The following is a 23,237-nucleotide window of genomic DNA, read 5'->3' on the forward strand; positions in this document are numbered from 1 at the left end:
CACCGCGCGAGGCAAAGCGCATTCGCCCGACCCATAAACTGGTGCGGTGACCGTCCGGCTGCGCCCCGAACTGGCTGATCTGCCTGCGTACACCCCCGGCAGAACCGTTCCCGGCGCGATCAAGATCGCCAGCAACGAGACGGTGCATCCGCCGCTGCCGAGCGTGCGGGCTGCGATCGAGAAGGCCGCCGGCAACATCAACCGCTATCCCGACAACGGTTACGTCGAACTCAAGGAGCGGCTCGCCAAACACGTCAACTTCGCTCCCGAGCACATCGCGGTCGGCTGCGGATCGGTCAGCTTGTGCCAGCAGCTGATCCAGATCACCTCGACCGTCGGCGACGAGGTGTTGTTCGGCTGGCGCAGCTTCGAGATCTATCCGCTGCAGGTGCGCACGGCAGGGGCGACCGCCGTGCCGGTGCCGCTGACCGACCACACGCACGACCTCGACGCGATGCTCGCCGCGATCACCGACCGCACCCGGTTGATCTTCGTGTGCAATCCGAACAACCCGACCTCCACCGTCGTCGAGCCGGCCGCGCTCGCCAGTTTCGTCGCGGCGGTGCCGCCGCACATCCTGATCGCGCTCGACGAGGCCTACGTCGAATACATCCGCGCGCCCATGCTGCCGGACAGCTTCGGCCTGGTCCGCGCACACCCGAACCTTGTTGTCTTACGGACGTTTTCGAAAGCATATGGGCTGGCCGGGCTGCGCATCGGCTACGCGGTCGGCGACCCGGACGTCATCACCGCGCTCGGCAAGGTGTACGTCCCGTTCACCGCGACCAGCATCTCCCAGGCCGCCGCGATCGCGTCCCTGGATGCCGCCGACGAATTGCTCGAGCGCACCGATGCGGTCGTCGCCGAACGGGTCCGCGTCACGGCGGCACTGCGTGAGGCCGGCTACACGGTGCCGGACTCGCAGGCCAACTTCGTGTGGCTGCCGATGCCAGGGCGCGCTCAAGAGTTCGCTGAGGCGTCGGCGGACCACCGCATCATCGTGCGGCCCTACGGCGACGACGGGGTGCGTGTCACCGTCGCCGCGACGCACGAGAACGACGCGTTCATCGAGTTCGCCCGCCAGTGGAAAGGAAACACATGACTTCGACGCGCACTGCCCGCGAGACGTTCACCGACCTCACGAAGCGCAGCGGCCAGATCTCGGACGCCGAACTCGACGAGTTCTGGGCCACGCTGCAGCCGGCCACCATCGACTTCATGATCGGCGAGTGGAAAGGCGGCGAGTTTCACACCGGCCACAAGGCCAACGGCTTCATGGAGCGACTCAACTGGTTCGGCAAGACGTTCGTGTCGGCCACCGACGCCAAGCCGCTGGTGTGCCTCGACGACGACGGCAACAAGTTCTCCAACACCGAAGCCATGAAGGGCGAGGCGAGCTTGTGGATGGAGGAGTTTCGCGGCGAGGTGGTCGCGTCGATGGTCTACGACGGCGCTCCGGTGCATGACCACTTCAAGGTCGTCGACGAGAACGCCGTCGTCGGAATCATGAACGGCAAGGGCGCCCTCGATGAGGGCAGGCACCTGTACTTCTACCTCGAGCGGGTGTAATCGTCGCGATGCTAGGGACGAGATTGCGCTGAGGGCTGTTGGTTGTGACCACAGCCCTGCTTGCAATCTCGACGCTAGGCGCGGCGGCCGGTGTACGCGAGCAAGCGCGTCAGCGCATCGGCCTCGTCGGCGACTTCGAGCGGGTCGTCGAAGCCGACGTTGACGCGACCCTCCGGCGTGATGATCTTGCGCGCCAACCCCAGCACGTAGTCGGACAACGACTCCGGAGCGTCGACCTCACGCCCGACCGCCTCGGCGTAATCCCAAGCGTGCACGAGGAACTCGAGCGACAGCACACCGACCATCACCTTGGCGGGAGCCTCGTTTCCGCCGAACTCAACCGTGCCGTCCAGGCCGCGGCGCTGCCAGGCGTCGAGCGCGGGCCGCGCCGCCAACACCACCTGCTGCTCGACGGACGCGTCGCGGTCGCGCTCACCGAATTCGGCGCCGGCCATCCCGCCGATGATGGTGATCGAGTTGAGCAGGTGGTCGGTCAGCGCGGCGACGTCGAACTCCCGGCACGGCGTCTGCTTGTGCAGATCGTCGGCGGCGATGCCGTGCAGGACGTGCTGCAACACGGCGAACGACTTCTCCGCGCTGCGCAGTTCGTCGGTTGGTGGCGAATCGGGTCCTGGGCGCAAGTCCTCGGGCATGCCGCCACGCTACGTCGCCGTTGGGCATATCGTTGCCGGGATGAGGACGCGCGTGCGAGTTGCGGCGGCGATGCTGGTGTTCGTCGGCGTCACGACGGCATGCCAGCGCACGACGGAGGGTTCCGTCGCGATGACCACCGAACCGGGGCCGCCGTTGACCTCTCCGGCGCCGACGGCGATGCCGTCGATTCCCGGTCTGCCCGACTTCGAGATTCCCGGCCTACCGCTGCCGACCCGTGACACCGACGTCCCGGTCGTCCCGCCTCCCCCGAACGCCGTGTCGATGACGTGCGAGGAGTTCAACGGGCTCGACGAGGCGACCCGGCTTGCCGTGATCCGCGCGATCCTCGAGCAGGAGAACAACCCGTTGGGGCCCAACGGGGAGGGCATCGGCCAGATGCTCGCCGAGGCCGCCTGCCAGTTCCTGCCCAGCGCCACGGTGAGCGAGATCCTGCTGGGCAAGCCGCCGCCGTAGACCGGGTCTTCGCGCAAGCGCCCATTCGTGACGAACTAGCGTGTTGCCCCATGGGTCTTGAAACCGGTGCTTACGAATCGCTCACCGTCGACATCTCCGATCACGTCGCGCGGGTGACGTTGACCGGTCCCGGCAAGGGCAATGCCATGGGGCCCGCGTTCTGGGCCGAGATGCCCGAGGTGTTCGCCGAACTCGACGCCGACCGCGAGGTGCGCGCGATCGTACTGACCGGCTCGGGCAAGCACTTCAGCTACGGGCTCGACCTGCCCGCGATGGGCGGAACGCTCTCAGGCGTGCTGTCCGGGGGTGCGAGCGCCCGGCCGCGCGCCGAATTCCACGCGACGGTCCTACGCATGCAGGGCGCGATCAGCGCGGTCGCCGACTGCCGAACGCCGACGATCGCCTCGGTGCACGGCTGGTGCATCGGCGGCGGGGTCGATCTGATCTCGGCGGTCGACATCAGATACGCCAGCGCCGACGCCAAGTTCTCAGTGCGCGAGATCAAGCTCGCGATGGTGGCCGACGTCGGCAGCCTGGCCAGGTTGCCGCTGATCCTCAACGACGGGCACTTGCGCGAACTCGCGTTGACGGGCAAGGACATCGACGCGGCGCGTGCGGAGAAGATCGGGTTGGTCAACGACGTATACGACGATGCCGAGGCGTCCCTGGCCGCCGCGCACCGGACCGCCGCCGAGATCGCCGCCAACCCTCCGCTGACCGTCGCCGGCGTGAAGGACGTGCTCGACCAGCAGCGCATCGCCCGCGTTTCGGAGAGCCTGCGTTACGTCGCCGCGTGGAACTCCGCGTTCCTCCCGTCGCAGGACCTGACCGAGGGGATCAGCGCGACGTTCGAGAAGCGGCCGCCGAACTTCACCGGGGATTAGTCAGACCCGGGGAATGGGCGTCCAACCCAGTTCGTCCTTGGCCTTGGCGTTCGACAGCGGCAACCACGTATCGCCGAATGCGGTCACCCCGTACGGTGCGACGAGCTTGACCACACTGCGCGGAATGCGCAGTTGCCGAGGCCGCCCCAACTTGGCGGCCAGTTCCCGGGTGTAGTCGTTGAACGACTGCGGGCGGTCGTCGACGATGTTGTAGATCTGCCCGCCGCGGCCGCGGTCGAGCGCGTCCGCGGTGGCCTTGGCGACGTCGTCGATGTGCACCCAGGACACGATCCCCGAGCCGCCCATGTCCAACCCCACGCGCCACTTCGCCATCCGCGCGAAGGTCTCGTCGTGCGGTACGGCCGGCCCGTAGAAGGCGCCGTAGCGCAACACGATTCCCTCCGTATCGCTGTGTTCGCCGGAGGCCAGGACCTTCTGCTCCATCCCGCGTAGCGCCGCCAGCATCGCAGCACCGCCGGGTGGAGGCGGGCCGGGATACGGATCGCTCTCGTCCATGAGTGCGGGCCCGGTGGTCGGGTAGCCGTAGGCGAAGATCACGGACTCGGCGACGACGCGCCGCACACCGGCACGCTGCGCCGCCGCCAGGAGGTTGGGCGCGCCGGTTCCCCACAGCTTTCGCGCGGGCTCGAAGTCCCTGAGGCGCATCGGCCCCCGCTTGGGCAGTGTGGTCAGCAGCGACACCACCACTTCGGGACCGATGTCTGCCACCACCTTGTCGACGGCGTCGGCATCGAAAACGTCGGCCACCACCGGTTTGGCGCCCGTCGCTGCGATCTGTGAAGTCTTCGACTGCGACCGGGTCAGCCCGGCGACCTCGTGGCCGCGGAAGTTCAACTCCCGCAACAGCGGAAGCCCCGGTACGCTCGTCGCGCCGGCAACCAGTACACGCATCAGCGCCCTCCTTTTTCAGCAACTATGTTGACGCGCAATGCGATTGCCAGGATCACGGTGGTCGCCACCAGGCCACCGGCCTCCAGCCAGCCGATCCAGTCGCCCGCGCCGTGGTGTGGGTCGATGAGGTGGCTGAGCGCGTGCAGCGCCCAGTGCAGTGTCGCGAATGCCAGCGCGGGCGTGCGCCAGGTCGGCCACCGCACCGCGGCGAGCAGCATGAGCCCCTGCGGCACCTCGAAGGTGGCGTTGTCGAAGATGTAGTGATCGTTGCGCGAGCCGAAGTTGCCGAGCGTATCGAAGAAGACGCCCGGCGCGAACATCATGAACAGCCCCAGCGCCAGGGCGTACAGCCCGAAGACGATGAGAGTCACCTCAACGAACCCGGCCCTTGTGCGCGTCGGTGTCGTTGTCATACCGTCACGCTAGTTCGTTACTGGCCTCAAGATAGGCACCACTTCCATGGCGAAATCGGGTACCACTTCCGGACCCGAGCTGTTGCTGGAACTGGACCGCACCGCCAGCGATCCGCTGCACCGCCAACTCACCGACGGGCTGCGGGCGGCCATCCGGACGGGCCGCCTTGCACCGGGGACACGGCTGCCCTCGAGTCGGGTGCTGGCCGTCGACCTCGGCGTCTCCCGTCGACTGGTGGTCGACGCCTACAGCCAACTCGTCGCCGAGGGCTTTCTGCTCGGCAGGCACGGGTCGGGCACCGTGGTCGCCACGGTCGACACCGTGAACATGCCCATCGGTGATGCGCGGGGGCCGACGACGCGCTACGACGTCGACTTCCTGCCGGGATCGCCGGATCTGCGGAGTTTCCCGCGGGAAGCCTGGCTGCGGGCCCTGCGGCAGGGCCTCGCTGAGATCGGCTCGGACGCATTCGGCTACGTGGCGCCGCAGGGGCTGTTCGCGGCGAGGGTTGCTGTCGCCGACTACCTACGTCGCGTCCGAGCCGTACACGCCGACCCGCACCACATCGTGCTGTGCTCAGGGGCCACCCAGGCCGTGGCACTGCTGGCCCAGTCGCTGCCGGCGACCTCGCTGGCGATGGAGGACCCTGGCTTCTGGTTGCATCGAATGGTGCTGCGCAACAACGGGATCGAGCCGATACCCGTTCCCGTAGACGACGATGGGCTCGACGTCGGCGCCCTGGCCGACAGCGGCGCCGACGCCGTGCTCGCCACCCCGGCGCACCAGTCCCCGACCGGAGTCGTGCTCTCGGCCGCGCGACGGACCGAGCTGATGGACTGGGCGCGCGCCGGCCACCTGATCGTCGAGGACGACTACGACGCCGAGTACCGCTACGACCGCGCGCCCGTCGGCGCGCTACAGGGAATCGCGCCCGACCGCGTCGTCTATGTCGGCTCGACCAGCAAAACCCTGGCCCCAGGCCTTCGCATCGGCTGGATGGTCCTTCCCGCACACCTCGTCGGACCCGTGACAATGGCGAAAGGCCTTGCCGACACCGGAAGTTCGGTGATGGACCAGTTGGCGTTCGCGCAACTGCTGACCTCGGGCGGATACGACCGGCACCTACGCCAGATGCGGCGTCGCTACCTGATGCGCCGCAACGCGCTGCTGGGGGCGGTGCGCCGATACCTGCCGCGGGCGAGGGTGCTCGGTGCGGCGGCCGGTGTCCACCTGACCGTGCACTTTCCCGACGGTTTCCCGGTCGAACAGTTGGTGCAGCGGGCCGCGGCTCAACGTGTGCGCGTCGAACCCCTCGCGCCGTGCTACGCCGATCCGGCGTCGGCACCACCGGGACTGCTCCTCGGCTATGCCAACCTCACTGAGACACAGATTGATTCGGGCGTGCAGACGTTGGCGCGATGCAGCCGCATGGGCGGTGGCGGAGGGATTTGAACCCCCGGACGGTGTTAGCCGTCTCTCGCTTTCAAGGCGAGTGCATTAGGCCGCTCTGCCACGCCACCGCCGACAAGAGTACGGGGGTCCCGGCTCGGGAGCGACGGGGAGACCGCTCAGACCCGGCCGAGCTTGGCGTTCGAAGTCCCGCTCTTGAGCCCAACGCTGATCCGCCTGCAGTTCTCGCCCATCGCCGCGACCTGGGGCCGCGACAGCCGGTCGAGAAAATGTGCGCGGACGCCCTCGCCGTAAGTGGTCATGGCCTGTCGCACTGCGGCCTGGCCGTCCTCGGTGATGCTGGCCAGTACGCCACGGCCGTCGTCGGGACTCGCGCCACGGCGCACCAGCCCCTGCAGTTCCAGCCGGCGAATCTGCCGGGTGACCCGGCTCGGTAGCGACATCAACCCGTCCGCGAGGTCCCCCATGCGGGCCGACCCGGTCGCGGACTTGTCCAGCATGTCCAGCAACCGCACGTCGTTCAGCGTGAGGTGGTGCGTGTCCACGAGCGAGCGGTTCAGCGTCGCATACAGACGCAACGCCGAGTCCAAAAAGTTTTGCCAGGACCGTTGCTCAGCGATGTCCAGGCCCGGCATATCCCCCGCGGTACGTCCCGCGATAATCCCCTCCATGCGGCCATAGTAAATCCCGAGGGCATTGCTGGTCGGGGATTTGTCAGACTGTTTCGGCAGGCTATAGCGTTAGCTGGATGCACGCGATCGTGGCCGAGGCGGAAGGCCGACTGACCTGGCAGGAAGTTCCCGATATCGGGCCCACCGGCGACGAGCTACTCATCAAGGTGGCCAGCGCCGGGATCAACCGGGCGGACCTGTTGCAAGCCGCTGGGAAGTATCCGCCGCCGCCAGGCGCGAGTGAGATCCTCGGGCTCGAGGTCTCCGGAACCGTCGTCGCGACCGGCGACAGCACCGCCGGATGGTCGGTCGGACAACAGGTCTGCGCACTGCTGGCCGGCGGCGGATACGCCGAGTACGTGGCGGTCCCCGCCGGACAGGTGATGCCGCTGCCCGCGTCGGTGAGCCTGCACGAGGCCGCCGGCCTGCCCGAAGCGGCCTGCACGGTCTGGTCGAATCTGGTGATGACCGCGGGCCTGTCTGCCGGGCAGCTGCTGCTGATCCACGGCGGCGCAAGCGGCATCGGTACTCACGCCATCCAGGTGGGCCGTGCCATCGGCAGCCGGGTGGCCGTGACCGCAGGTTCGGCGCAGAAGCTCGAGCTGTGCGCCGAGTTGGGGGCCGAGGTGACGATCAACTACCGCGACGAGGACTTCGTCGAGCGGATCGGCGCCGAGGGTGGCGCCGACGTCATCCTCGACATCATGGGGGCGGCCTACCTCGACCGCAACATCGACGCGCTCGGGCCTGACGGCCGGTTGGTGGTCATCGGGATGCAGGGCGGGGTCAAGGCCGAACTCAACATCGGCAAGCTGCTCGGCAAGCGTGCCGGGGTCATCGCCACTGCGCTGCGCTCCCGTCCGGTCGACGGACGCGGGAGTAAGAGCGACGTCGTCGCCGAGGTGGTGGCGAACGTCTGGCCGATGGTCGAGAGCGGTCAGGTGCGGCCGATCATCGGGGCCGAGTACCCGGTTCACGAGGCCGGCGCGGCGCACGAACTTCTGCAGTCCGGTGAGGTTTCGGGCAAAGTCCTTCTGCGCGTGGCCGATTAACCGACGGTCAGCCCAGCGAGGCGAGCGCGCGAACCAGCTGGTCGACCTCCGCGGTGGTGGTGTAGTGCGCCAATCCCACCGTCACGGCACCGCCGACGTCATTGACGCCGATCACGTCCAGCACCCGCGAGTTCGCGTTCGATATGGCCAGAATCCCGTTGTCGGCCAGGCGCTGCACCACCCGTTCGGCGGGTACATCGCTGACCGCGAAGCTGAGCACCGGAATTCTGGATTCGGGCTGGCCGATGACCATGACGGTGGACAGCGACCGCAGCGAGATCAGCAGGTAGTCGAACAACCGGTTCATGTACAGGCTCGCCGATTGCATCGAGACCGCGAGCCGTTCGCGACGCGTGCCGTGGGCGTTCTCGTCCAGCAAGGCCAAGTACTCGATGCTCGCCACCACCCCGGCGAGCAAGCCGAATTGATGCGCGCCGACCTCCAGCCGCGAGGCCCCGATCGCATACGGATTCAACGAAACCGAGCTGAACGTGTCGATGAGGGACGGGTCGCGGAACACCAGCGCGCCGATCGGCGGCCCGCCCCATGCCAACGCGTTGACCGCCACCACGTCGGCGTCGATCTCGTCGATGTCGATCAGCTGGTAGGGCGCGGCCGCGGAATGGTCGACGACGACCAGTGCGCCCTGGTCGTGCGCCAACTTCGTCACCGCGCGCAGGTCGGTGACCGTGCCCAAAGTCGAAGAGGCAGAAGTGATTGCGACCAACCGGGTGTTGCGGGTGACCAGGCTTTCCCACTGCCAGCTTGGCAGTTCGCCGGTTTCGATGTCGACCTCGGCCCACTTCACCTTCGCCCCATAGCGATTGGCGGCCCGCAGCCACGGCGCGATGTTGGCCTCGTCGTCGAGCCGGGTGACCACCACTTCATAGCCGAGGCCGACCCGCGACGACGACGCGTCCGCCAGCGAGGTCAGCAGGATCGCGCGGTCGGCGCCCAGCACTACCCCGCGCGGATCGGCGTTGACCAGGTCGGCCACCGCCGAGCGGGCGGCTTCCAGGACGGCGGCGCTGCGTTGCGCGGACGGGTGCGGACCCACGGGCGTCGGCATCGAACCGCGGAAGGCGGTCGACACCGCACGGCCGACGCTGTCGGGCAGCAGCATGCCGTGCTGGGCATCGAAACGCACCCACCCATCGCCCAGGGACGGGTGCAAACCGCGCACCCGGGCGACGTCGTATGCCATGCCAGTCCACCTTCGAGCGTCCGTGATTTTCACAAACCGACACGATTCTGGCCGAAGCTCGGCCCGACCCGCCATGCCGGACTGGGTCTGTTGCGCAGCCATACTAGTCCAGTGAGCTTCGTCACCGGTGTGCTAATCGCGTTGTCGTTGCTGGTCAGCCCCGCAGCAACGCTCGACTGGCGCTACGGAACGGTCTGGACACCAGTGGTGAGAGGGCTCGCCGTGACCCTGGGACTAGTGTCGCTAGGTGGTTCGCGGTCGGGGGGACCGCGCCTACGAATGACGTGGATTAGATGGAACCCAGAGGGAACACCGAGGTTATGACCGACGACGACAACATCGAGATCATCAGCGGCGCGACCGGCGAGGCCGACGCCGACGAGGACAGCGACGGCAAGTCGCTGACCGACCTCGTCGAGCAACCGGCGAAGGTCATGCGGATCGGCACCATGATCAAGCAACTCCTCGAGGAGGTCCGCGCCGCCCCGCTCGACGAGGCCAGCCGCAACCGGCTCCGCGAGATCCACCGCACCAGCATCACCGAACTCGAAGACGGGCTCGCCCCTGAGCTGCGCGACGAGCTCGAACGGCTCACGCTGCCGTTCACCGACGACGGCGTGCCCTCCGACGCCGAGCTGCGCATCGCGCAGGCGCAGCTGGTCGGCTGGTTGGAGGGGTTGTTCCACGGCATCCAGACCGCGCTGTTCGCCCAGCAGATGGCCGCCCGCCAACAGCTCGAGCAGATGCGCGGTCAGGGCGCGCTGCCCCCCGGCGTGGCGGTCCGCGGTGGCCCGTCGCATCCGGGGACCGGACAGTACCTCTGATTTTCGGGTAGGAGCCGGTTGGTGGTCCCGCACATCGAGACACGCAACGCGTGGGTGGAGTTTCCGATCTTCGACGCGAAGTCGCGCTCGCTGAAGAAGGCGTTCCTCGGTAAGGCCGGCGGCGCGATCGGACGCAACGACTCCAACGTCGTGGTCATCGAGGCCCTGCGGGACATCACCATGTCGCTGGAACTCGGCGATCGGGTGGGCCTGGTGGGTCACAACGGCGCGGGCAAGTCGACGCTGCTGCGACTGCTGTCGGGCATCTACGAGCCGACCCGCGGCGTGGCGACGGTAACCGGCCGGGTGGCGCCGGTGTTCGACCTGGGCGTCGGGATGGACCCGGAGATCTCGGGGTTCGAGAACATCATCATCCGCGGGCTGTTCCTCGGACAGACCCGCAAGCAGATGCTGGCAAAGGTCGACGAGATCGCGGAGTTCACCGAACTCGGCGATTACCTGTCGATGCCGTTGCGCACGTATTCCACCGGTATGCGGGTGCGTCTCGCGATGGGTGTGGTGACGAGCATCGACCCGGAGATTCTGCTGCTCGACGAGGGTATCGGCGCGGTGGACGCCGAGTTCTTGAAGAAGGCGCAGACCCGGTTGGCCGAGCTCGTCGAGCGCTCCGGAATCCTGGTGTTCGCCAGCCACTCCAACGAATTCCTGGCCCGGCTCTGCAACACCGCGATGTGGATCGACCACGGCACGGTCAAGATGACCGGCGGGATCGAGGACGTCGTCCGCGCGTATGAGGGCGACGACGCCGCCCGGCATGTCCGGGAAGTGCTCGAAGAGACGCGCCAAGGATGACCGCCGACGAGGGCTTGCCCGAGGAGCCAACCAGCCCCGACGAGGGCTTGCCCGAGGAGCCAACCAGCCCCGTCGTGTGCGCGGTGGTGGTCACCCACCGGCGGCCCGACGACCTGGCCAAATCGCTGGAGGCGGTGTCGGCCCAGACCCGCGCGCCGGACCATCTGATCGTCGTCGACAACGACTTCTCAGACGGGGGCGACCAGCGGGTGGCCGAGCTGGTGGCCGGGCAGCCGGTACCGACCACGTATCTGGGATCACAGCGAAACCTCGGGGGCGCAGGCGGTTTCGCGTTGGGCATGCTGCACGCGCTGGCTCTGGGCGCCGATTGGGTCTGGCTGGCCGACGACGACGGCCGCCCCGCCGACTCCGAGGTGCTCGGCACGCTGCTCGAGTGCGCCTCGCGCCACGGCCTTGCCGAGGTGTCGCCGATGGTGTGCGATATGACCGACCCTGGGCGGCTGGCGTTTCCGCTGCGTCGCGGCATCGTGTGGCGCCGCCGGGTCGAGGAGTTGCGCACCGACGCCGGGGTGGATCTGCTGCCGGGCATCGCATCGCTGTTCAACGGGGCGTTGTTCGCCGCCGGAACGCTGGACGCGGTTGGTGTGCCGGATCTGCGGCTGTTCGTGCGCGGCGACGAAACCGAACTGCACCGCAGGCTGGTTCGCTCCGGGTTGCCGTTCGGCACCTGCTTGACCGCGGTGTACCTGCACCCACAGGGCGGCGACGAGTTCAAGCCCATCCTCGGTGGGCGGATGCACACCCAGTATCCGGAAAACGCTGTTAAACGTTTCTATACCTACCGCAACCGCGGTTATCTGCTGTCCCAACCCGGGCTGCGTCGGCTGCAGTTTCAGGAATGGGCCCGTTTCGGCTGGTTCTTCCTGGTGTCACGCCGCGACCCCGCCGGCCTGATGGAGTGGATTCGGTTGCGGCGCTTGGGCCGTAAGGAGAGATTCGGCAAGCCATCACACCTGGGCGAGCGATGGGGCCACGCCCGTAGGGCAGGGGACGACGGGAAAAAGAGATGACGTTCACCGACGCCGCCGCGCAGTCGAGGACGATGGGCCGGGCGTGGGGCGACCTGGTCGCCGGCTTCGGCAAGCGCGAACTGTGGCTGCACCTCGGCTGGCAGGACATCAAACAACGCTACCGCCGCTCGGTGCTCGGCCCGTTCTGGATCACGATCGCCACCGGCGCGACGGCCGTCGCGATGGGCCTGCTGTACTCGAAGCTGTTCAAACTCGAACTGGCCGAACACCTTCCGTACGTCACCCTCGGGCTGATCGTGTGGAACCTGATCAATGCGGCGATCTTGGAGGGCGCCGACGTGTTCGTCGCCAACGAGGGGCTGATCAAGCAGCTGCCGACCCCGCTGTCGGTGCACGTGTATCGGCTGGTGTGGCGGCAGATGATCCTGTTCGCGCACAACATGATCATCTTCGTGATCATCGCGATGATCTACCCCAAGCCGTGGAAGTGGACCGATCTGGCGGTCATTCCGGCGCTGGGGCTGATCGTGCTCAACTGCATCTGGGTGTCGCTGTGCTTCGGCATCCTGGCGACCCGCTACCGCGACATCAGCCCCCTGCTGAACAGCCTGGTGCAACTGCTGTTCTTCATGACGCCGATCATCTGGAACGAGTCCACCCTGCAGCAGCAGGGCGCGGCTCAGTACGCGAAGGTCGTCGAACTCAACCCGCTGCTGCACTATCTCGACATCGTGCGTGCGCCGCTGCTCGGCGCCGACCAGGAATTACGGCACTGGGTGGTGGTGCTCGTGCTGACGGTGATCGGCTGGATACTCGCGGCGTTTGCGATGCGCCAGTACCGGGCCCGCGTCCCGTACTGGGTTTGATTCTCCTGCGCGAGGCACCCTGCGGAACCTAGGGCGCCGCCGCGTCCGTTATGGACATATGAGCATCCCGCCATATCAACCACCGTCGTCCACACCGCAGAGCGCCGGCGGCACGTTGACGTGCCCGAAGTGTGCGGGCTCGATGCGCACATACGAACGCAACGGCATCCACCTCGAGCAGTGCGACACCTGCCGGGGCATCTTCCTCGACTTCGGCGAACTCGAGTCGCTCACCCAGATGGAGAACCGGTTCGTGCAGTCCCCGCCGCCCCCGCCGCCCGTTCAGCCGGGCTACGGCTACGGGCCCGGTTGGGGTCACCGCGGCAACAAGTACTACCGCAAGCAGGGGTTCGGCCGGCTGTTCTTCTCCAGCTAGCCCGGCTACCCCATCCGCGCGCAGGCGGCCAGCAGCAGGTCGTCGTCGGGATGATGGGCGGCGGCCTGCACGACGGCGGCGCGCGCGAACGGTTCGAGCACCGGCCACGGGTCATCGTGGGGCAGTGCGGGACCGCCCGCGCCACGGTAGGCGTCGACGAAGCGGGTCCAGTCGTCGTCGGGAATCAGGCCCGCCGCCCAGAACCCGGCCGGCCGGGCGAGGTCCCATGCCGGGTCACCCGAGCCGAGGTCGTCGATGTCGATGAGCATCCACGGGGCGTCCGCGCGCTGACGACCGAGCTGGCCCAGATGGAAGTCGCCGTGCACCAGCGTCACCGGACGGTTCGGCGACCCGGCGCGCCAGACCGCGTCTGGCAGGCCGGCCGCCGCCCGGCGCACCGTCGGGTCGCCGTCCTTGCGCAACGTTTCAACCGCCCGCCGCATCCGCTGCGGCCAACCGTGCGGCGGCACCCGCGGCGGGCGCGATTCCGAGTGCAACCGGGCCAGCAGCTGCCCGGCCTCGGCCCACGGTAAGCAATCGGGTTGCTGGGCAACGGTTTCCACCCACGGCCACCGGGTCCTCCATCGGTCGCCCACCGGCTCGGGGACCGGCTGCAGCGGTGAGAGCAGACAGTCCGAACGGGCGGCGATCCGCAACCGGGCTGTCAGCGCGCGGGGGTCGGTACCCGGCCGGTGCAGCTTGTAGACGACGGCATCGGAACCGACGCCATCGACGACGATCTGCGCACCGGACGGGGTCTGCACGCCTGAAACGGTATTAGGGATTGACCGTCATCTGCGCCGTGGCGGTTGCTGAACGATGGCGGCGTTGATGCGGTTCCACGCGTTGATGGTGACCGCCATCGCGACGACCTGTCCCAGTTCGCGCTCGGAGAACACCTCGGCGGCTTGTGCGTACACGTCGTCAGGCACGGGGCCGTCCCGCAGGTCGGTGACCGCCTCGGTCAGTGCCAGGGCCGCGCGCTCACGCTCGGAGAACAGCCCGCCGGCCTCTCGCCATGCGGCCAGCAGATCGATCTTCTGCTCGTCGACGCCGTGCTTGCGCGCATCGCGGGTGTGCATGTCGAGGCAGAACGCGCAGTGGTTCATCTGCGACGCGCGAATCTTGATCAGCTCGCCGAGTTCGACATCGAGATCCTTGGCGGCGGCGTTGCTCAGCGTCATCATCGCGTCGAGCAACTCGGGAGATGTCTTGTAGATCTTGAGCCGGTCGGTGCTGTTGGTGGCTTCGCGGGATTCGAGTGTCTGTGTCATGGCTCCGACGCTAGTACGAAATGTCCCAGCGACATGGTTCAATTCAGGCATGACTTCGTGGGCCAATCCGGGGACGCGCGATCTCCATCTGGATCTGCGCCACCGCATCGTGCCCGGCACCCGCGGCGCACGTGACCTGCTGATCGGCGCCCTGCGCGATGCGGTGCGCTCGGGGCGGCTCGCCCCCGGCGCCGTGTTGCCGCCTTCGCGCAGTCTGGCCGGCGACCTCGGGCTGGCCCGCAACACGGTCGCCGAAGCTTATGCCGAGCTGGTCGCGGAAGGATGGCTCGCCTCGCGGCAGGGCGCAGGCACGTGGGTCCTCAACGCCGCCGGCGCAGCAGCCCCGGCGCGCCCCCGCCGCGGGATACGCACCGCACCGCGGCACAACTTCATGCCCGGATCACCAGACGTTTCGGAATTCCCCCGCGCCGAGTGGGTCGCGTCCACCCGCCGGGCGCTGGCCAACGCGCCCACCGAGGCGCTACGCATGGGTGATCCACGCGGGCGCCTGGAACTGCGCGAGGCGATCGCCGGCTACCTCGCGCGTGTGCGCGGGGTGCGCACCACCCCGGAGTCGATTGTCATCTGCGCGGGCACCCGGCACGGCGTCGAGATGCTGACGCGGGTGTTCGGCACCAGCCGGCCCATCGCTGTGGAAGCGTACGGGCTCTTCATCTTTCGCGATGCGATCGCCGCACTCGGCGGGCACACGGTGCCGATCGGCGTCGACGATCACGGCGCGGTGGTGGCCGATCTGGATGCCCTCGACGTACCCGCTGCGCTTCTGACCCCGGCCCATCACAGCCCGCTCGGTATGTCGCTTCACCCGGAGCGGCGCGCCGCGGTGGTCGAGTGGGCCCGACGCGCGAACGGTTACGTGATCGACGACGACTACGACGGCGAGTTCCGCTATGACCGCCAACCCGTTGGCGCCCTGCAGGCGCTGTGCCCGGACCGCGTCGCCTACCTCGGTTCGGCCAGCAAGAGCCTGTCGCCCGTGCTGCGACTGGGCTGGATGGTGCTGCCGGGCCAACTCGTCGAGTCGGTGCTGGCGGCCAGTGGCGGAGATCAGTTCTACGTCAACGGAATTGCGCAGCTGACGATGGCCGATTTCATTGCCGGCGGCGCCTACGACAAGCACATCCGACGCATGCGGATGCGGTACCGGCGCCGCCGGGACACCCTCGTCGAGGCGTTGGGAAGCTTCCACATCGGGATCGGCGGCCTCAACGCGGGGCTCAATCTGCTGCTGACGCTGCCCGACGGCGCCGAACCCGAGGTGCTGCAACGGGCCGGTGAGGCCGGCGTTGCGCTGCAGGGGCTTTCGATCATGCGGCATCCGCAGGCAAGTGCCGACGTGCCCGATCCCGACGGCATCATCATCGGCTTCGGCACACCGGCCAGGAATGCTTTCGCCGCGGCCGTCGACGCATTGTGTGATGTGCTCGAGTCGAGCGGGCTGGCCCGCTGACCGCATCGCCGCCGATCGCACCGTAAGCTGCCCGGGTGGCCGAGCCGCCGATGCAGCCGAACCTCAGCCTGGGCACCCAGATGGGGCGGTTCATCGTCACCGGCGGGGTGTCGGCGGTCGTCGACTTCGGGTTGTATGTCGCGTTGCTCGCCGCCGGGCTGCACGTCAATGTCGCCAAGACGGTCAGCTTCATCGCGGGCACCACGACCGCGTATCTCATCAACCGCCGGTGGACCTTTCAGGCGCCGCCGAGCGCTGCGCGGTTCATCGCCGTCTGCGTCCTCTACGCCGTCACCTATGCCGTTCAGGTCGGCATCAACTACGTGTTCTATGTGGCGTGGGACGAGAAGCCGTGGCGGGTCCCGGTCGCGTTCGTCATCGCCCAGGGCACGGCGACCGTAATCAATTTCGTGGTCCAGCGCGCGGTGATCTTCCGCCTTCAGACGTGACGGACGGCTTCACTCGCGACGGACAGCACCGTCGAGCGCTGCGCCGGCTTCGTGGTCCTGCCGGTCGTAGACATCGGCAGCGGCGCGCAACTTGTCACTGAGGTCGGTCAGGTCGGTGCGCAGACGCTGCGCCTGCGTCTCGAGGATGTCGATGAACTTCCCGAATCCGGGCGTGCCCGCCTGCTTCCACGCCGCACCTTGGGTCGAGATGCTGTCGGCCACCGCGGCGCGACTCGACGCCGCCTCGTTGGCCACCACCTGCATCTGGTCGGCGGACCGCCGAACCTCGGCGGTCACTACATTGAGATTGCCGTAGGTCATGGCGTTTTGTCTCCAGGCGAGAGTCGGCACGCGATCGTTCCGGTGATCAGCGACGCTTCGATCGAGCCGAACATCAACTCGCGCCCGTCGTCACTGGTGAACCGCACATCGTGGGCTCCCGCCGAGTTCTGCATCGCGGTGTCGGAGGTCAAGCCGGCCTCGGCGGCCAGCCGCTGCACCGCGGGCAGGGCGAGGTTCCACTCCTGGTCGGTGAACGAGTGCGGAGAAGTCAGCTTGGCGAAGTACAGCGCCACGCCCTGCCGGCCGTTCCGCTCGCAGCCGGCGCGCGACTCCTCTCTGCGCCACTCCCACGGTGCACTGGCCGGCACCAGCCGGCTGACCTCACCGCGTACGCGCTCGATCAGGTCGATCATCTGGGCTCGCGTGGCCTCGATATCGGGCAGGTCTGCGATGTCCATTGCCGGTACGTCCTCGTTCGTGATCGGGGATTCGGGTTTGTCCTGGCCGGCGCCCGAGGCGCCGTCCGCACCGCCACCGCCATTGCATCCCGCGATGACCAGCGCCGCGGTCGCCAACAAGGCCGCCAACGCGCGCGTCGTCGTCATCGAATCAACCTTTCGTCGCCGTTATCCAAAGGTACTTCCGCCAGCCCACCGGTGATGATCGCCAAGTTGTAGCCGGTGGTGCGCAGCACACCGCCGTCGTCGGATCGGGGGTAGTCGGCGTGGCTCTCCGCGCCCGCGCGCGACACATTGTCAGTGGGGCTTCTCGCCGCCTCCGAGGACAGTTGCTCCAGCGGCAGCGTCGTCGGGTTCGGCCCGAACTGCCCGAGATCACCAGCCGACGGCATCGGGATCGGCCCGAGCTTGGGGTCTCCGGAGATCCAGTCGCCCGGCGCGCTCATGACGTATGCGTGGCCGTCCTGCAAGAACATGTCGGATTCGTCGCCGATGGGACGCATCAACTCCAGCGGGACGCCATGGACGCCGGTGACCGACCCGACTTCGTCGGTGTGCCCCAGGCCCGGCGAACCGTAGAACGCCGCGTCGTCGACCACCCCGGTCTGGCCGAGCTCGTAGAGCGCCTGCGCGGTGGTGAGCGAACCGTAGGAATGCCCGAGCGCCGACAAGTGCACATCCGATCCGTGTTCGTTGGTGGCGTTGATGCCGCGGTAGAAGTCGGCGAGATCCGGCGCGGCGTCGTTGGCCCGGTTCTCGAAACCGGCCTCCAGCACCGAGATGTCCTTGCCCGGTGGTTCATAGCCGAGCCATGCGATCGTCGACACCTCCTCCCCGGGGCGCTTGGCGAGCTCGAGCTGGTTGACGGTCTCGTTGCGCAGCGCGGTGGCCTCGTTGACCATGCCCGGCAGGCTGGTCGGTCGGGTGTCGACGCCCGGCGTCGTCACGCTGACGTGTTCGGCGGTGTCGGGATTGCCGACCGCGATGGCGGCCCGGGCTTCCCTGTCTTCCGGGAACTCCAACAGCATCAGGTACTTGTTCGGGTCGTACGCGCTCTCGGTCTTGCCGTCCACCGACATCGCGGCCCTCATGGCCCTCGCATCGTTCAACCGATCCTGCCGTTCGGCCACCATCCGGTTGTACTCCGACCGCTTGATGGCCGATCCGGGGCCGGCCCCGGCGCCACCCAGGTACTCCTCGAGCGTCGGCAACTCGTCGACGGCCCGCTGCGCGTCGGCCAGTTCGCGGTCCAGCGCCGCCTTGTTGAGCTCACTGCGCACCGGGGTCGGCACCCCGTCGCGGTTCGCGATCCAGTCGGGATGTTCGGCCTTGACCTTGTCCTGCTCCTCCTGCGACAGCGCGTTCCACCACGCGTTGACGTCTTCGGGTGTGGCGCCCTCGCCCTCGGGCGGATACGGCGCAGACAGCCCCGACTGGTCACGCCCCATCTGCTGGGCGCCGGCGAAGTCGGTGGCGCCCTTCGAGGTGATGTCGCCGTCCTCGAGGTGACCGAAGACTTCGGCACAGTCGGCGTCGACGTCCTCGGCTTGGCGGATGAGCGCCTTGGCCCGCGCCTCGATGTTGTCGGCGATCGGGCGCAACTCGTCACGCATGTCCGGCGGCGCGTTGATGGTGACGTCTCCGTTGTCGGACAGGGTGAGCAGGCCGCCCTGCGCGGCGATGTCGGCGCGGATGGCGTCGAGTTCGATCTGCAGCTTCTCGACCGCCGCGGCGGTCTCCGACGCGAGTTGCTGTACGGCGCCGATCACCGCGACGTCGTCGAGCACCCGGCCGGTCGTCTCGTCGATCTTGCCGCGCGCGGCGTCCGCGGCAGGCGATTCCCACCCCGGCAGCCGGGAGATGAGCTCGAGGTCGGAGGTGACCCCCTCGATGGTCGTCAGCTCGCCGCCGAGCTCGAACGCGATGGACCGCAACGCACCCACATTCCAGGTGTCGATGTCGCTGAGCAGCATCGGCGGTGACCCCTAACAGTCGCCTGACCACGCTAACTCACCGCCACACCTGGTCCGCGCACCAATTTCCGGCTCTCCGGGACGCGACGCGCCGCACGGTACCCTCGTCACGATGTCCGAGAACCTGCCGACGACTTCGCGTGCCCTGACCGGCTTCGGGCGCACTGCACCGTCGGTCGCCCAGGTGCTGCGCACCCCCGACGTCGAGGTGATCGCCCGCGCCGTGCGCGAAGCCGCCGACCCCGCCGCGACGAGTCCGTCGTTCCTGCGTCGTGGTGTGCTCGCCCGTGGGCTCGGCCGGTCTTATGGCGACCAGGCGTGCAACGGCGGTGGGCTCGTCGTCGACATGACCGCGCTGAACAAGATCCACTCGATGAGCGCCGACACCGCCGTCGCCGACGTGGACGCGGGCGTCAGCCTGGATCAGCTGATGAAGGCCGCGCTGCCGTTCGGGTTGTGGGTTCCGGTGCTGCCGGGCACCCGCCAGGTCACCGTCGGCGGAGCCATCGCCTCCGACATCCACGGTAAGAACCACCACAGCGCGGGCAGCTTCGGCAACCACGTGTTGTCGATGGACCTGCTGATGGCCGACGGCGAGGTGCGCGCCGTGACGCCCGACGGGCCGGACAGCGAGCTGTTCTGGGCCACCGTCGGCGGCAACGGCCTCACCGGCATCGTGGTGCGCGCCCGTATCGCGATGACCCGCACCGAGACCGCATACTTCATCGCCGACGGGGTGGCCACCAAGGACCTCGACGAGACCATCGCCGTGCACCTGGACGGCAGCGAAGACCGCTACACCTACTCCAGCGCCTGGTTCGATCTCATCAGCCCGCCGCCGAAGCTCGGCCGCGCGTCGATCAGCCGCGGCAGCCTCGCGACGCTGGACCAGCTGCCACCGAAACTGGCCAAGAACCCGCTGAAATTCGATGCGCCGCAACTGCTGACGGTGCCCGACGTGTTTCCGGTCAGCGCGATGAACAAGCTGTCGTTCATGGCGATCGGCGAGGTGTACTACCGGCTCGGCGGTACCTACAGCGGCAAGATCATGAATCTGTCGCAGTTCTACCACATGCTCGACCTGGTCAGCGGGTGGAACAACGCTTACGGCCCAGCGGGTTTCGCACAGCACCAGTTCCTGGTGCCGCCCGACGCGCTCGAGGAGTTCAAGGCCATCATCCGCTGGATCCAGACCCGCGGCCACTACTCTGCACTGAACGTGTTCAAGCTGTTCGGTCCCGGGAACCGCGCGCCACTGAGCTTTCCGATGGCCGGCTGGAACGTCGCGATGGACTTCCCGAACAAGGCCGGCGTCAACGAATTCCTCAACGAACTCGACGAACGGGTCATGGAGTTCGGTGGCCGGGTGTACACGGCGAAGGATTCCCGCGTCAGCGCCGAACGGTTCCACAAGATGTATCCCCGTATCGATGAGTGGATCGCCGTGCGCCGCAAGGCCGACCCGAACGGCGTCTTCGCATCCGATATGGCCCGACGCTTGGAGCTCTTGTAATGGTTCTTGATGCCGTTGGTAACCCCCAAACGATCCTGCTGCTCGGCGGTACGTCCGAGATCGGGCTGGCGATCTGCGAGCGCTACTTGCGCAACGCCCACGCCCGGATCGTCTTGGCGGACCTGCCCGACCACCCGCGCAAGGACAACGCCATCGCGGCGATGAAGGCGGCAGGCGCGAAATCGGTCGAGTGGATCGACTTCGACGGCACCGACACCGCCGGCCACCCGGCCGTTATCGATGCGGCGTTCGCCGACGGTGATGTCGATGTGGCGATCGTGGCGTTCGGCCTGCTCGGCAATGCCGAGGAGTTGTGGCAGGACCAGCGCAAGGCCGTGCAGATCGCCGAGATCAATTACACCGCAGCGGTTTCGGTCGGCGTGCTGCTCGGCGAGAAGATGCGCGACCAGGGCTTCGGCCAGATCATCGCGATGAGCTCGGCGGCCGGTGAGCGGGTGCGGCGGTCCAACTTCGTGTACGGCTCCACCAAGGCCGGCCTGGACGGCTTCTACCTCGGGCTGGGAGAAGCGTTGCGGGAGCACGGCGTTCGAGTGCTGGTCATCAGGCCCGGGCAGGTCCGCACCACGACCACCGTCGAGCACTGGAAGGCGACCGGCACGAAGGAGGCGCCGTTCACCGTCGACAAGGAGGACGTCGCCGAGCTGGCGGTCACGGCAGCAGCCAAGGGCAAGGAACTGGTATGGGCGCCGGGAGCGTTCAGGTACGTGATGATGGTGTTGCGACACATCCCACGGCCGATCTTCCGCAAGCTTCCCATCTGATGCGCGGCACGCTGGCCGTCCTGGGCCAGATGGCGGCGGCGGCTGCGGTTGCGGTCGTCGTGGCGGTGGTCTCCCTTGCCGCGATCGCGCGGGTGGAGTGGCCCGCCTACAACTCGTCGAATCAGCTGCACGCGCTGACAACCGTCGGCCAATTCGCCTGCCTGGCTGGGCTGTTGGCGTGCGGCTGGGGGTGGCGGCGCGGGCGTCGCCTGCTCGCCAAGGGCGCCGCGACGCTGTTCCTGTCCGCGTTCTCCGTTGTGACGCTGGCGATGCCGCTGGGAGCCACCCGGCTCTATCTGCACGGCATCTCCGTCGACCAGGCGTTCCGCACCGAGTATCTGACCCGGCTGACCGACACCGCCGCGCTGCGCGATATGACCTACATCGGGCTGCCGCCGTTCTATCCGCCGGGCTGGTTCTGGATCGGCGGGCGCCTCGCCGCGCTGACCGGAACGCCCGCATGGGAGATGTTCAAACCGTGGGCGATCATCTCGATCACCGTCGCGGTCGTGGCGGCGTTCGTGTTGTGGGCGGCCATGATCCGGTTCGAGTACGCACTCGTCGTCACGACCGCCACCGCCGCCGCCACGCTCGCGTACTCGCCGGCCGAGCCGTACGCCGCGATCATCACCGTGCTGTTGCCGCCGGTGTTCGTGCTGGCCTGGTCGGGACTGCGCGGAGGCGGGCCGCACGGGGTGGCGGGCGGGAGGACGCGAGCCGGATGGGCCGCGGTCATCGGCACCGGATTGTTCCTCGGCGCGGCGGCACTGTCGTACACGCTGCTGTTCGCCTATGCCGCGTTCACGTTGGCGATCATGGCAGTGGTGGTGACCGTCGCTCGCTGGAGCCGCGCCGGCGGCGACATCAGGGTGAGGCGCGTCGACCCGCTGCTGCGGCTGGCGGTCATCGCGGTCATCTCCGGTGCCATGTGGCTGATCGGCCTGGGCCCGTGGCTGCTGGCCGCGATCACCGGTGAGCCCGCCGATTCCGGCACCGCACAGCACTACCTGCCGACCGACGGTGCGCAACTCGAGTTTCCGATGCTGCACTTCACGCTGCTCGGGGCGCTGTGCATGCTCGGCACGCTGTGGTTGGTGTGGCGCGCCCGGTCATCGACGCGGGCCGGCGCGCTCGCGATCGCGGTGCTGGCCGTCTACGCCTGGTCACTGCTGTCGATGCTGACCACGCTGGCGGGCACGACGTTGTTGTCGTTCCGGCTGAACCCGACGCTGACCGTGCTGCTGACCGCGGCCGGCGCGTTCGGCTTCATCGATGTCACGCGCGCGGTCGCGGCGCGGGTGCGGCGAGAGAACGCGAAGCGGGTCATCGCGGTGGCGGCCACGCTGGGCGCACTCGGCGCGGTCACGTTCAGCCAGGACATCCCCGACGTGCTGCGCTCCGACATCATCGTCGCCTACACCGACACCGACGGCTACGGTCAGCGCGCCGACCGGCGACCGCCCGGCGCCGAGCGCTACTACCGCGAGATCGACGCCAAGATCGCCGAGGTGACCGGCCGGCCGCGCGACGAGACCGTCGTGCTGACCGCGGACTACAGCTTTCTGTCGTACTACCCCTACTACGGCTTCCAGGGGCTGACGTCGCACTACGCGAACCCGCTGGCGCAGTTCGAAAAGCGGGCCGAAGCCATCGAGGGCTGGGCGACGCTGACCGACGCCGACCAGTTCATCGAGGCGCTCGACACGCTGCCGTGGCAGCCGCCGACGGTGTTTCTGATGCGCCGCGGCGCCGACGACACCTACACGCTGCGGCTGGCGTCGGACGTCTATCCCAACCAGCCGAACGTGCGCCGCTATCACGTCGCACTCGACGAGGCCCTGTTCGACGACCCGCGCTTCGAGGTGTCCACCATCGGCCCGTTCGTGCTGGCGATTCGGCAGCCCAATTAGGATCGAACCC

The 23,237-nt window shown here is 68.0% G+C and carries 26 protein-coding genes and 1 tRNA gene; 16 read left to right on the forward strand and 11 right to left on the reverse strand.

Annotated elements, in window-relative coordinates; translation table 11 throughout:
* The first annotated feature begins 46 nt into the window (after positions 1-46).
* Together hisC and AU187_RS00565 are read left to right on the forward strand one after the other, a co-directional pair.
* Positions 47-1,102: a histidinol-phosphate transaminase gene (hisC, locus tag AU187_RS00560; protein ID WP_059100740.1), complete on the forward strand. Its 1,056-nt coding sequence runs from the start codon at positions 47-49 to the stop codon at positions 1,100-1,102.
* Positions 1,099-1,569 (forward strand): DUF4334 domain-containing protein, encoded by a 471-nt coding sequence (locus AU187_RS00565; protein WP_059100739.1) that lies wholly within the window; start codon positions 1,099-1,101, stop codon positions 1,567-1,569. Before hisC ends, AU187_RS00565 begins: the two co-directional genes overlap by 4 nt.
* A gap of 74 nt (positions 1,570-1,643) precedes the next feature.
* Here AU187_RS00565 and AU187_RS00570 read toward each other — a convergent pair whose 3' ends face one another.
* Positions 1,644-2,222, reverse strand: coding sequence for a TIGR03086 family metal-binding protein (locus AU187_RS00570; protein WP_059100738.1), 579 nt, complete (start codon positions 2,220-2,222; stop codon positions 1,644-1,646).
* Between the two features lie 40 nt (positions 2,223-2,262).
* On the opposite strand from AU187_RS00570, the gene AU187_RS00575 reads away from it, so the two are divergent.
* Together AU187_RS00575 and AU187_RS00580 are read left to right on the forward strand one after the other, a co-directional pair.
* Positions 2,263-2,697, forward strand: coding sequence for a hypothetical protein (locus AU187_RS00575; RefSeq protein WP_059100737.1), 435 nt, complete (start codon positions 2,263-2,265; stop codon positions 2,695-2,697).
* A gap of 50 nt (positions 2,698-2,747) precedes the next feature.
* On the forward strand, positions 2,748-3,581 hold the full coding sequence (locus AU187_RS00580; RefSeq protein ID WP_059100736.1) for a crotonase/enoyl-CoA hydratase family protein: 834 nt from the start codon (positions 2,748-2,750) through the stop codon (positions 3,579-3,581).
* Here AU187_RS00580 and AU187_RS00585 read toward each other — a convergent pair whose 3' ends face one another.
* Both AU187_RS00585 and AU187_RS00590 read right to left on the reverse strand, forming a co-directional pair.
* Positions 3,582-4,493 (reverse strand): NAD-dependent epimerase/dehydratase family protein, encoded by a 912-nt coding sequence (locus AU187_RS00585; RefSeq protein WP_059100735.1) that lies wholly within the window; start codon positions 4,491-4,493, stop codon positions 3,582-3,584.
* Positions 4,493-4,906, reverse strand: coding sequence for a hypothetical protein (locus AU187_RS00590; RefSeq protein ID WP_059100734.1), 414 nt, complete (start codon positions 4,904-4,906; stop codon positions 4,493-4,495). Before AU187_RS00590 ends, AU187_RS00585 begins: the two co-directional genes overlap by 1 nt.
* Positions 4,907-4,952: 46 nt before the next feature.
* On the opposite strand from AU187_RS00590, the gene pdxR (AU187_RS00595) reads away from it, so the two are divergent.
* On the forward strand, positions 4,953-6,359 hold the full coding sequence (gene pdxR / locus AU187_RS00595) for a MocR-like pyridoxine biosynthesis transcription factor PdxR (protein WP_059100802.1): 1,407 nt from the start codon (positions 4,953-4,955) through the stop codon (positions 6,357-6,359).
* Here the strand turns inward: pdxR (AU187_RS00595) and AU187_RS00600 are convergent.
* Positions 6,341-6,427: transfer RNA gene (locus tag AU187_RS00600), tRNA-Ser, on the reverse strand. The genes pdxR (AU187_RS00595) and AU187_RS00600 overlap by 19 nt on opposite strands.
* A 48-nt stretch (positions 6,428-6,475) precedes the next feature.
* Positions 6,476-6,988: a MarR family winged helix-turn-helix transcriptional regulator gene (locus AU187_RS00605; protein WP_059100733.1), complete on the reverse strand. Its 513-nt coding sequence runs from the start codon at positions 6,986-6,988 to the stop codon at positions 6,476-6,478.
* A 77-nt stretch (positions 6,989-7,065) separates the two neighbouring features.
* Here AU187_RS00605 and AU187_RS00610 point away from each other — a divergent pair, with 77 nt between their 5' ends.
* Entirely contained in the window at positions 7,066-8,040 is a 975-nt protein-coding gene (locus tag AU187_RS00610; RefSeq protein ID WP_059100732.1) for an NAD(P)H-quinone oxidoreductase, read from the forward strand.
* A 7-nt stretch (positions 8,041-8,047) separates the two neighbouring features.
* On the opposite strand, the gene AU187_RS00615 is transcribed toward AU187_RS00610, so the two are convergent.
* Positions 8,048-9,244 (reverse strand): cysteine desulfurase-like protein, encoded by a 1,197-nt coding sequence (locus tag AU187_RS00615; RefSeq protein ID WP_059100731.1) that lies wholly within the window; start codon positions 9,242-9,244, stop codon positions 8,048-8,050.
* Positions 9,245-9,537: 293 nt separating this feature from the next.
* Here AU187_RS00615 and AU187_RS00620 point away from each other — a divergent pair, with 293 nt between their 5' ends.
* Genes AU187_RS00620 through AU187_RS00640 form a run of 5 tightly spaced genes read left to right on the forward strand, consistent with a single transcriptional unit; the run spans position 9,538 to position 13,115 of the window.
* Positions 9,538-10,068: a bacterial proteasome activator family protein gene (locus AU187_RS00620; RefSeq protein WP_172800121.1), complete on the forward strand. Its 531-nt coding sequence runs from the start codon at positions 9,538-9,540 to the stop codon at positions 10,066-10,068.
* Positions 10,069-10,086: 18 nt separating this feature from the next.
* A complete protein-coding gene (gene wzt, locus AU187_RS00625) occupies positions 10,087-10,881 on the forward strand; it encodes a galactan export ABC transporter ATP-binding subunit Wzt/RfbE (protein ID WP_059100729.1) in 795 nt (264 codons plus the stop codon).
* Positions 10,878-11,912, forward strand: a complete 1,035-nt coding sequence (gene glfT1, locus AU187_RS00630; protein WP_082683699.1) for a galactofuranosyltransferase GlfT1 — start codon at positions 10,878-10,880, stop codon at positions 11,910-11,912. Before wzt ends, glfT1 begins: the two co-directional genes overlap by 4 nt.
* On the forward strand, positions 11,909-12,739 hold the full coding sequence (gene wzm, locus AU187_RS00635; RefSeq protein WP_059100728.1) for a galactan export ABC transporter permease subunit Wzm/RfbD: 831 nt from the start codon (positions 11,909-11,911) through the stop codon (positions 12,737-12,739). Before glfT1 ends, wzm begins: the two co-directional genes overlap by 4 nt.
* A 58-nt stretch (positions 12,740-12,797) precedes the next feature.
* Complete coding sequence (locus AU187_RS00640) at positions 12,798-13,115, forward strand: TFIIB-type zinc ribbon-containing protein (RefSeq protein ID WP_059100727.1); 318 nt, start codon at positions 12,798-12,800, stop codon at positions 13,113-13,115.
* A 5-nt stretch (positions 13,116-13,120) separates the two neighbouring features.
* On the opposite strand, the gene AU187_RS00645 is transcribed toward AU187_RS00640, so the two are convergent.
* On the reverse strand, positions 13,121-13,879 hold the full coding sequence (locus AU187_RS00645; RefSeq protein WP_059100726.1) for a phosphotransferase family protein: 759 nt from the start codon (positions 13,877-13,879) through the stop codon (positions 13,121-13,123).
* Positions 13,880-13,906: 27 nt separating this feature from the next.
* Positions 13,907-14,389 carry a carboxymuconolactone decarboxylase family protein gene (locus AU187_RS00650; RefSeq protein WP_059100725.1) on the reverse strand — a complete coding sequence of 161 codons (483 nt, stop codon included), beginning with the start codon at positions 14,387-14,389 and terminating at the stop codon, positions 13,907-13,909.
* Positions 14,390-14,438: 49 nt separating this feature from the next.
* Between AU187_RS00650 and pdxR (AU187_RS00655) the strand changes: the two genes are divergently transcribed.
* Complete coding sequence (gene pdxR, locus AU187_RS00655; RefSeq protein WP_059100724.1) at positions 14,439-15,860, forward strand: MocR-like pyridoxine biosynthesis transcription factor PdxR; 1,422 nt, start codon at positions 14,439-14,441, stop codon at positions 15,858-15,860.
* Between the two features lie 50 nt (positions 15,861-15,910).
* Positions 15,911-16,309 (forward strand): GtrA family protein, encoded by a 399-nt coding sequence (locus AU187_RS00660; protein ID WP_059100800.1) that lies wholly within the window; start codon positions 15,911-15,913, stop codon positions 16,307-16,309.
* A 9-nt stretch (positions 16,310-16,318) separates the two neighbouring features.
* Here the strand turns inward: AU187_RS00660 and AU187_RS00665 are convergent, their stop codons facing one another.
* Genes AU187_RS00665 through AU187_RS00675 form a run of 3 tightly spaced genes read right to left on the reverse strand, consistent with a single transcriptional unit; the run spans position 16,319 to position 19,022 of the window.
* Complete coding sequence (locus AU187_RS00665) at positions 16,319-16,630, reverse strand: ESX-1 secretion-associated protein (RefSeq protein ID WP_059100723.1); 312 nt, start codon at positions 16,628-16,630, stop codon at positions 16,319-16,321.
* A complete protein-coding gene (locus AU187_RS00670) occupies positions 16,627-17,196 on the reverse strand; it encodes an LppA family lipoprotein (protein ID WP_059100722.1) in 570 nt (189 codons plus the stop codon). Before AU187_RS00670 ends, AU187_RS00665 begins: the two co-directional genes overlap by 4 nt.
* Positions 17,193-19,022: an alpha/beta hydrolase gene (locus AU187_RS00675; protein ID WP_059100721.1), complete on the reverse strand. Its 1,830-nt coding sequence runs from the start codon at positions 19,020-19,022 to the stop codon at positions 17,193-17,195. Before AU187_RS00675 ends, AU187_RS00670 begins: the two co-directional genes overlap by 4 nt.
* Before the next feature lie 112 nt (positions 19,023-19,134).
* Here AU187_RS00675 and dprE1 point away from each other — a divergent pair, with 112 nt between their 5' ends.
* The 3 genes from dprE1 to AU187_RS00690 are packed head-to-tail and all read left to right on the forward strand — an operon-like array spanning position 19,135 to position 23,227.
* Positions 19,135-20,535, forward strand: a complete 1,401-nt coding sequence (gene dprE1, locus AU187_RS00680) for a decaprenylphosphoryl-beta-D-ribose oxidase (protein WP_059100720.1) — start codon at positions 19,135-19,137, stop codon at positions 20,533-20,535.
* Complete coding sequence (dprE2, locus tag AU187_RS00685; protein WP_059100719.1) at positions 20,535-21,317, forward strand: decaprenylphospho-beta-D-erythro-pentofuranosid-2-ulose 2-reductase; 783 nt, start codon at positions 20,535-20,537, stop codon at positions 21,315-21,317. The genes dprE1 and dprE2 overlap by 1 nt, the downstream gene beginning before the upstream one ends.
* Positions 21,317-23,227 carry a galactan 5-O-arabinofuranosyltransferase gene (locus AU187_RS00690; protein WP_059100718.1) on the forward strand — a complete coding sequence of 637 codons (1,911 nt, stop codon included), beginning with the start codon at positions 21,317-21,319 and terminating at the stop codon, positions 23,225-23,227. The genes dprE2 and AU187_RS00690 overlap by 1 nt, the downstream gene beginning before the upstream one ends.
* The last annotated feature ends 10 nt before the right edge of the window (positions 23,228-23,237 follow it).

The organism is Mycobacterium sp. IS-1556, from assembly GCF_001499985.1.
GTDB lineage: Bacteria > Actinomycetota > Actinomycetes > Mycobacteriales > Mycobacteriaceae > Mycobacterium.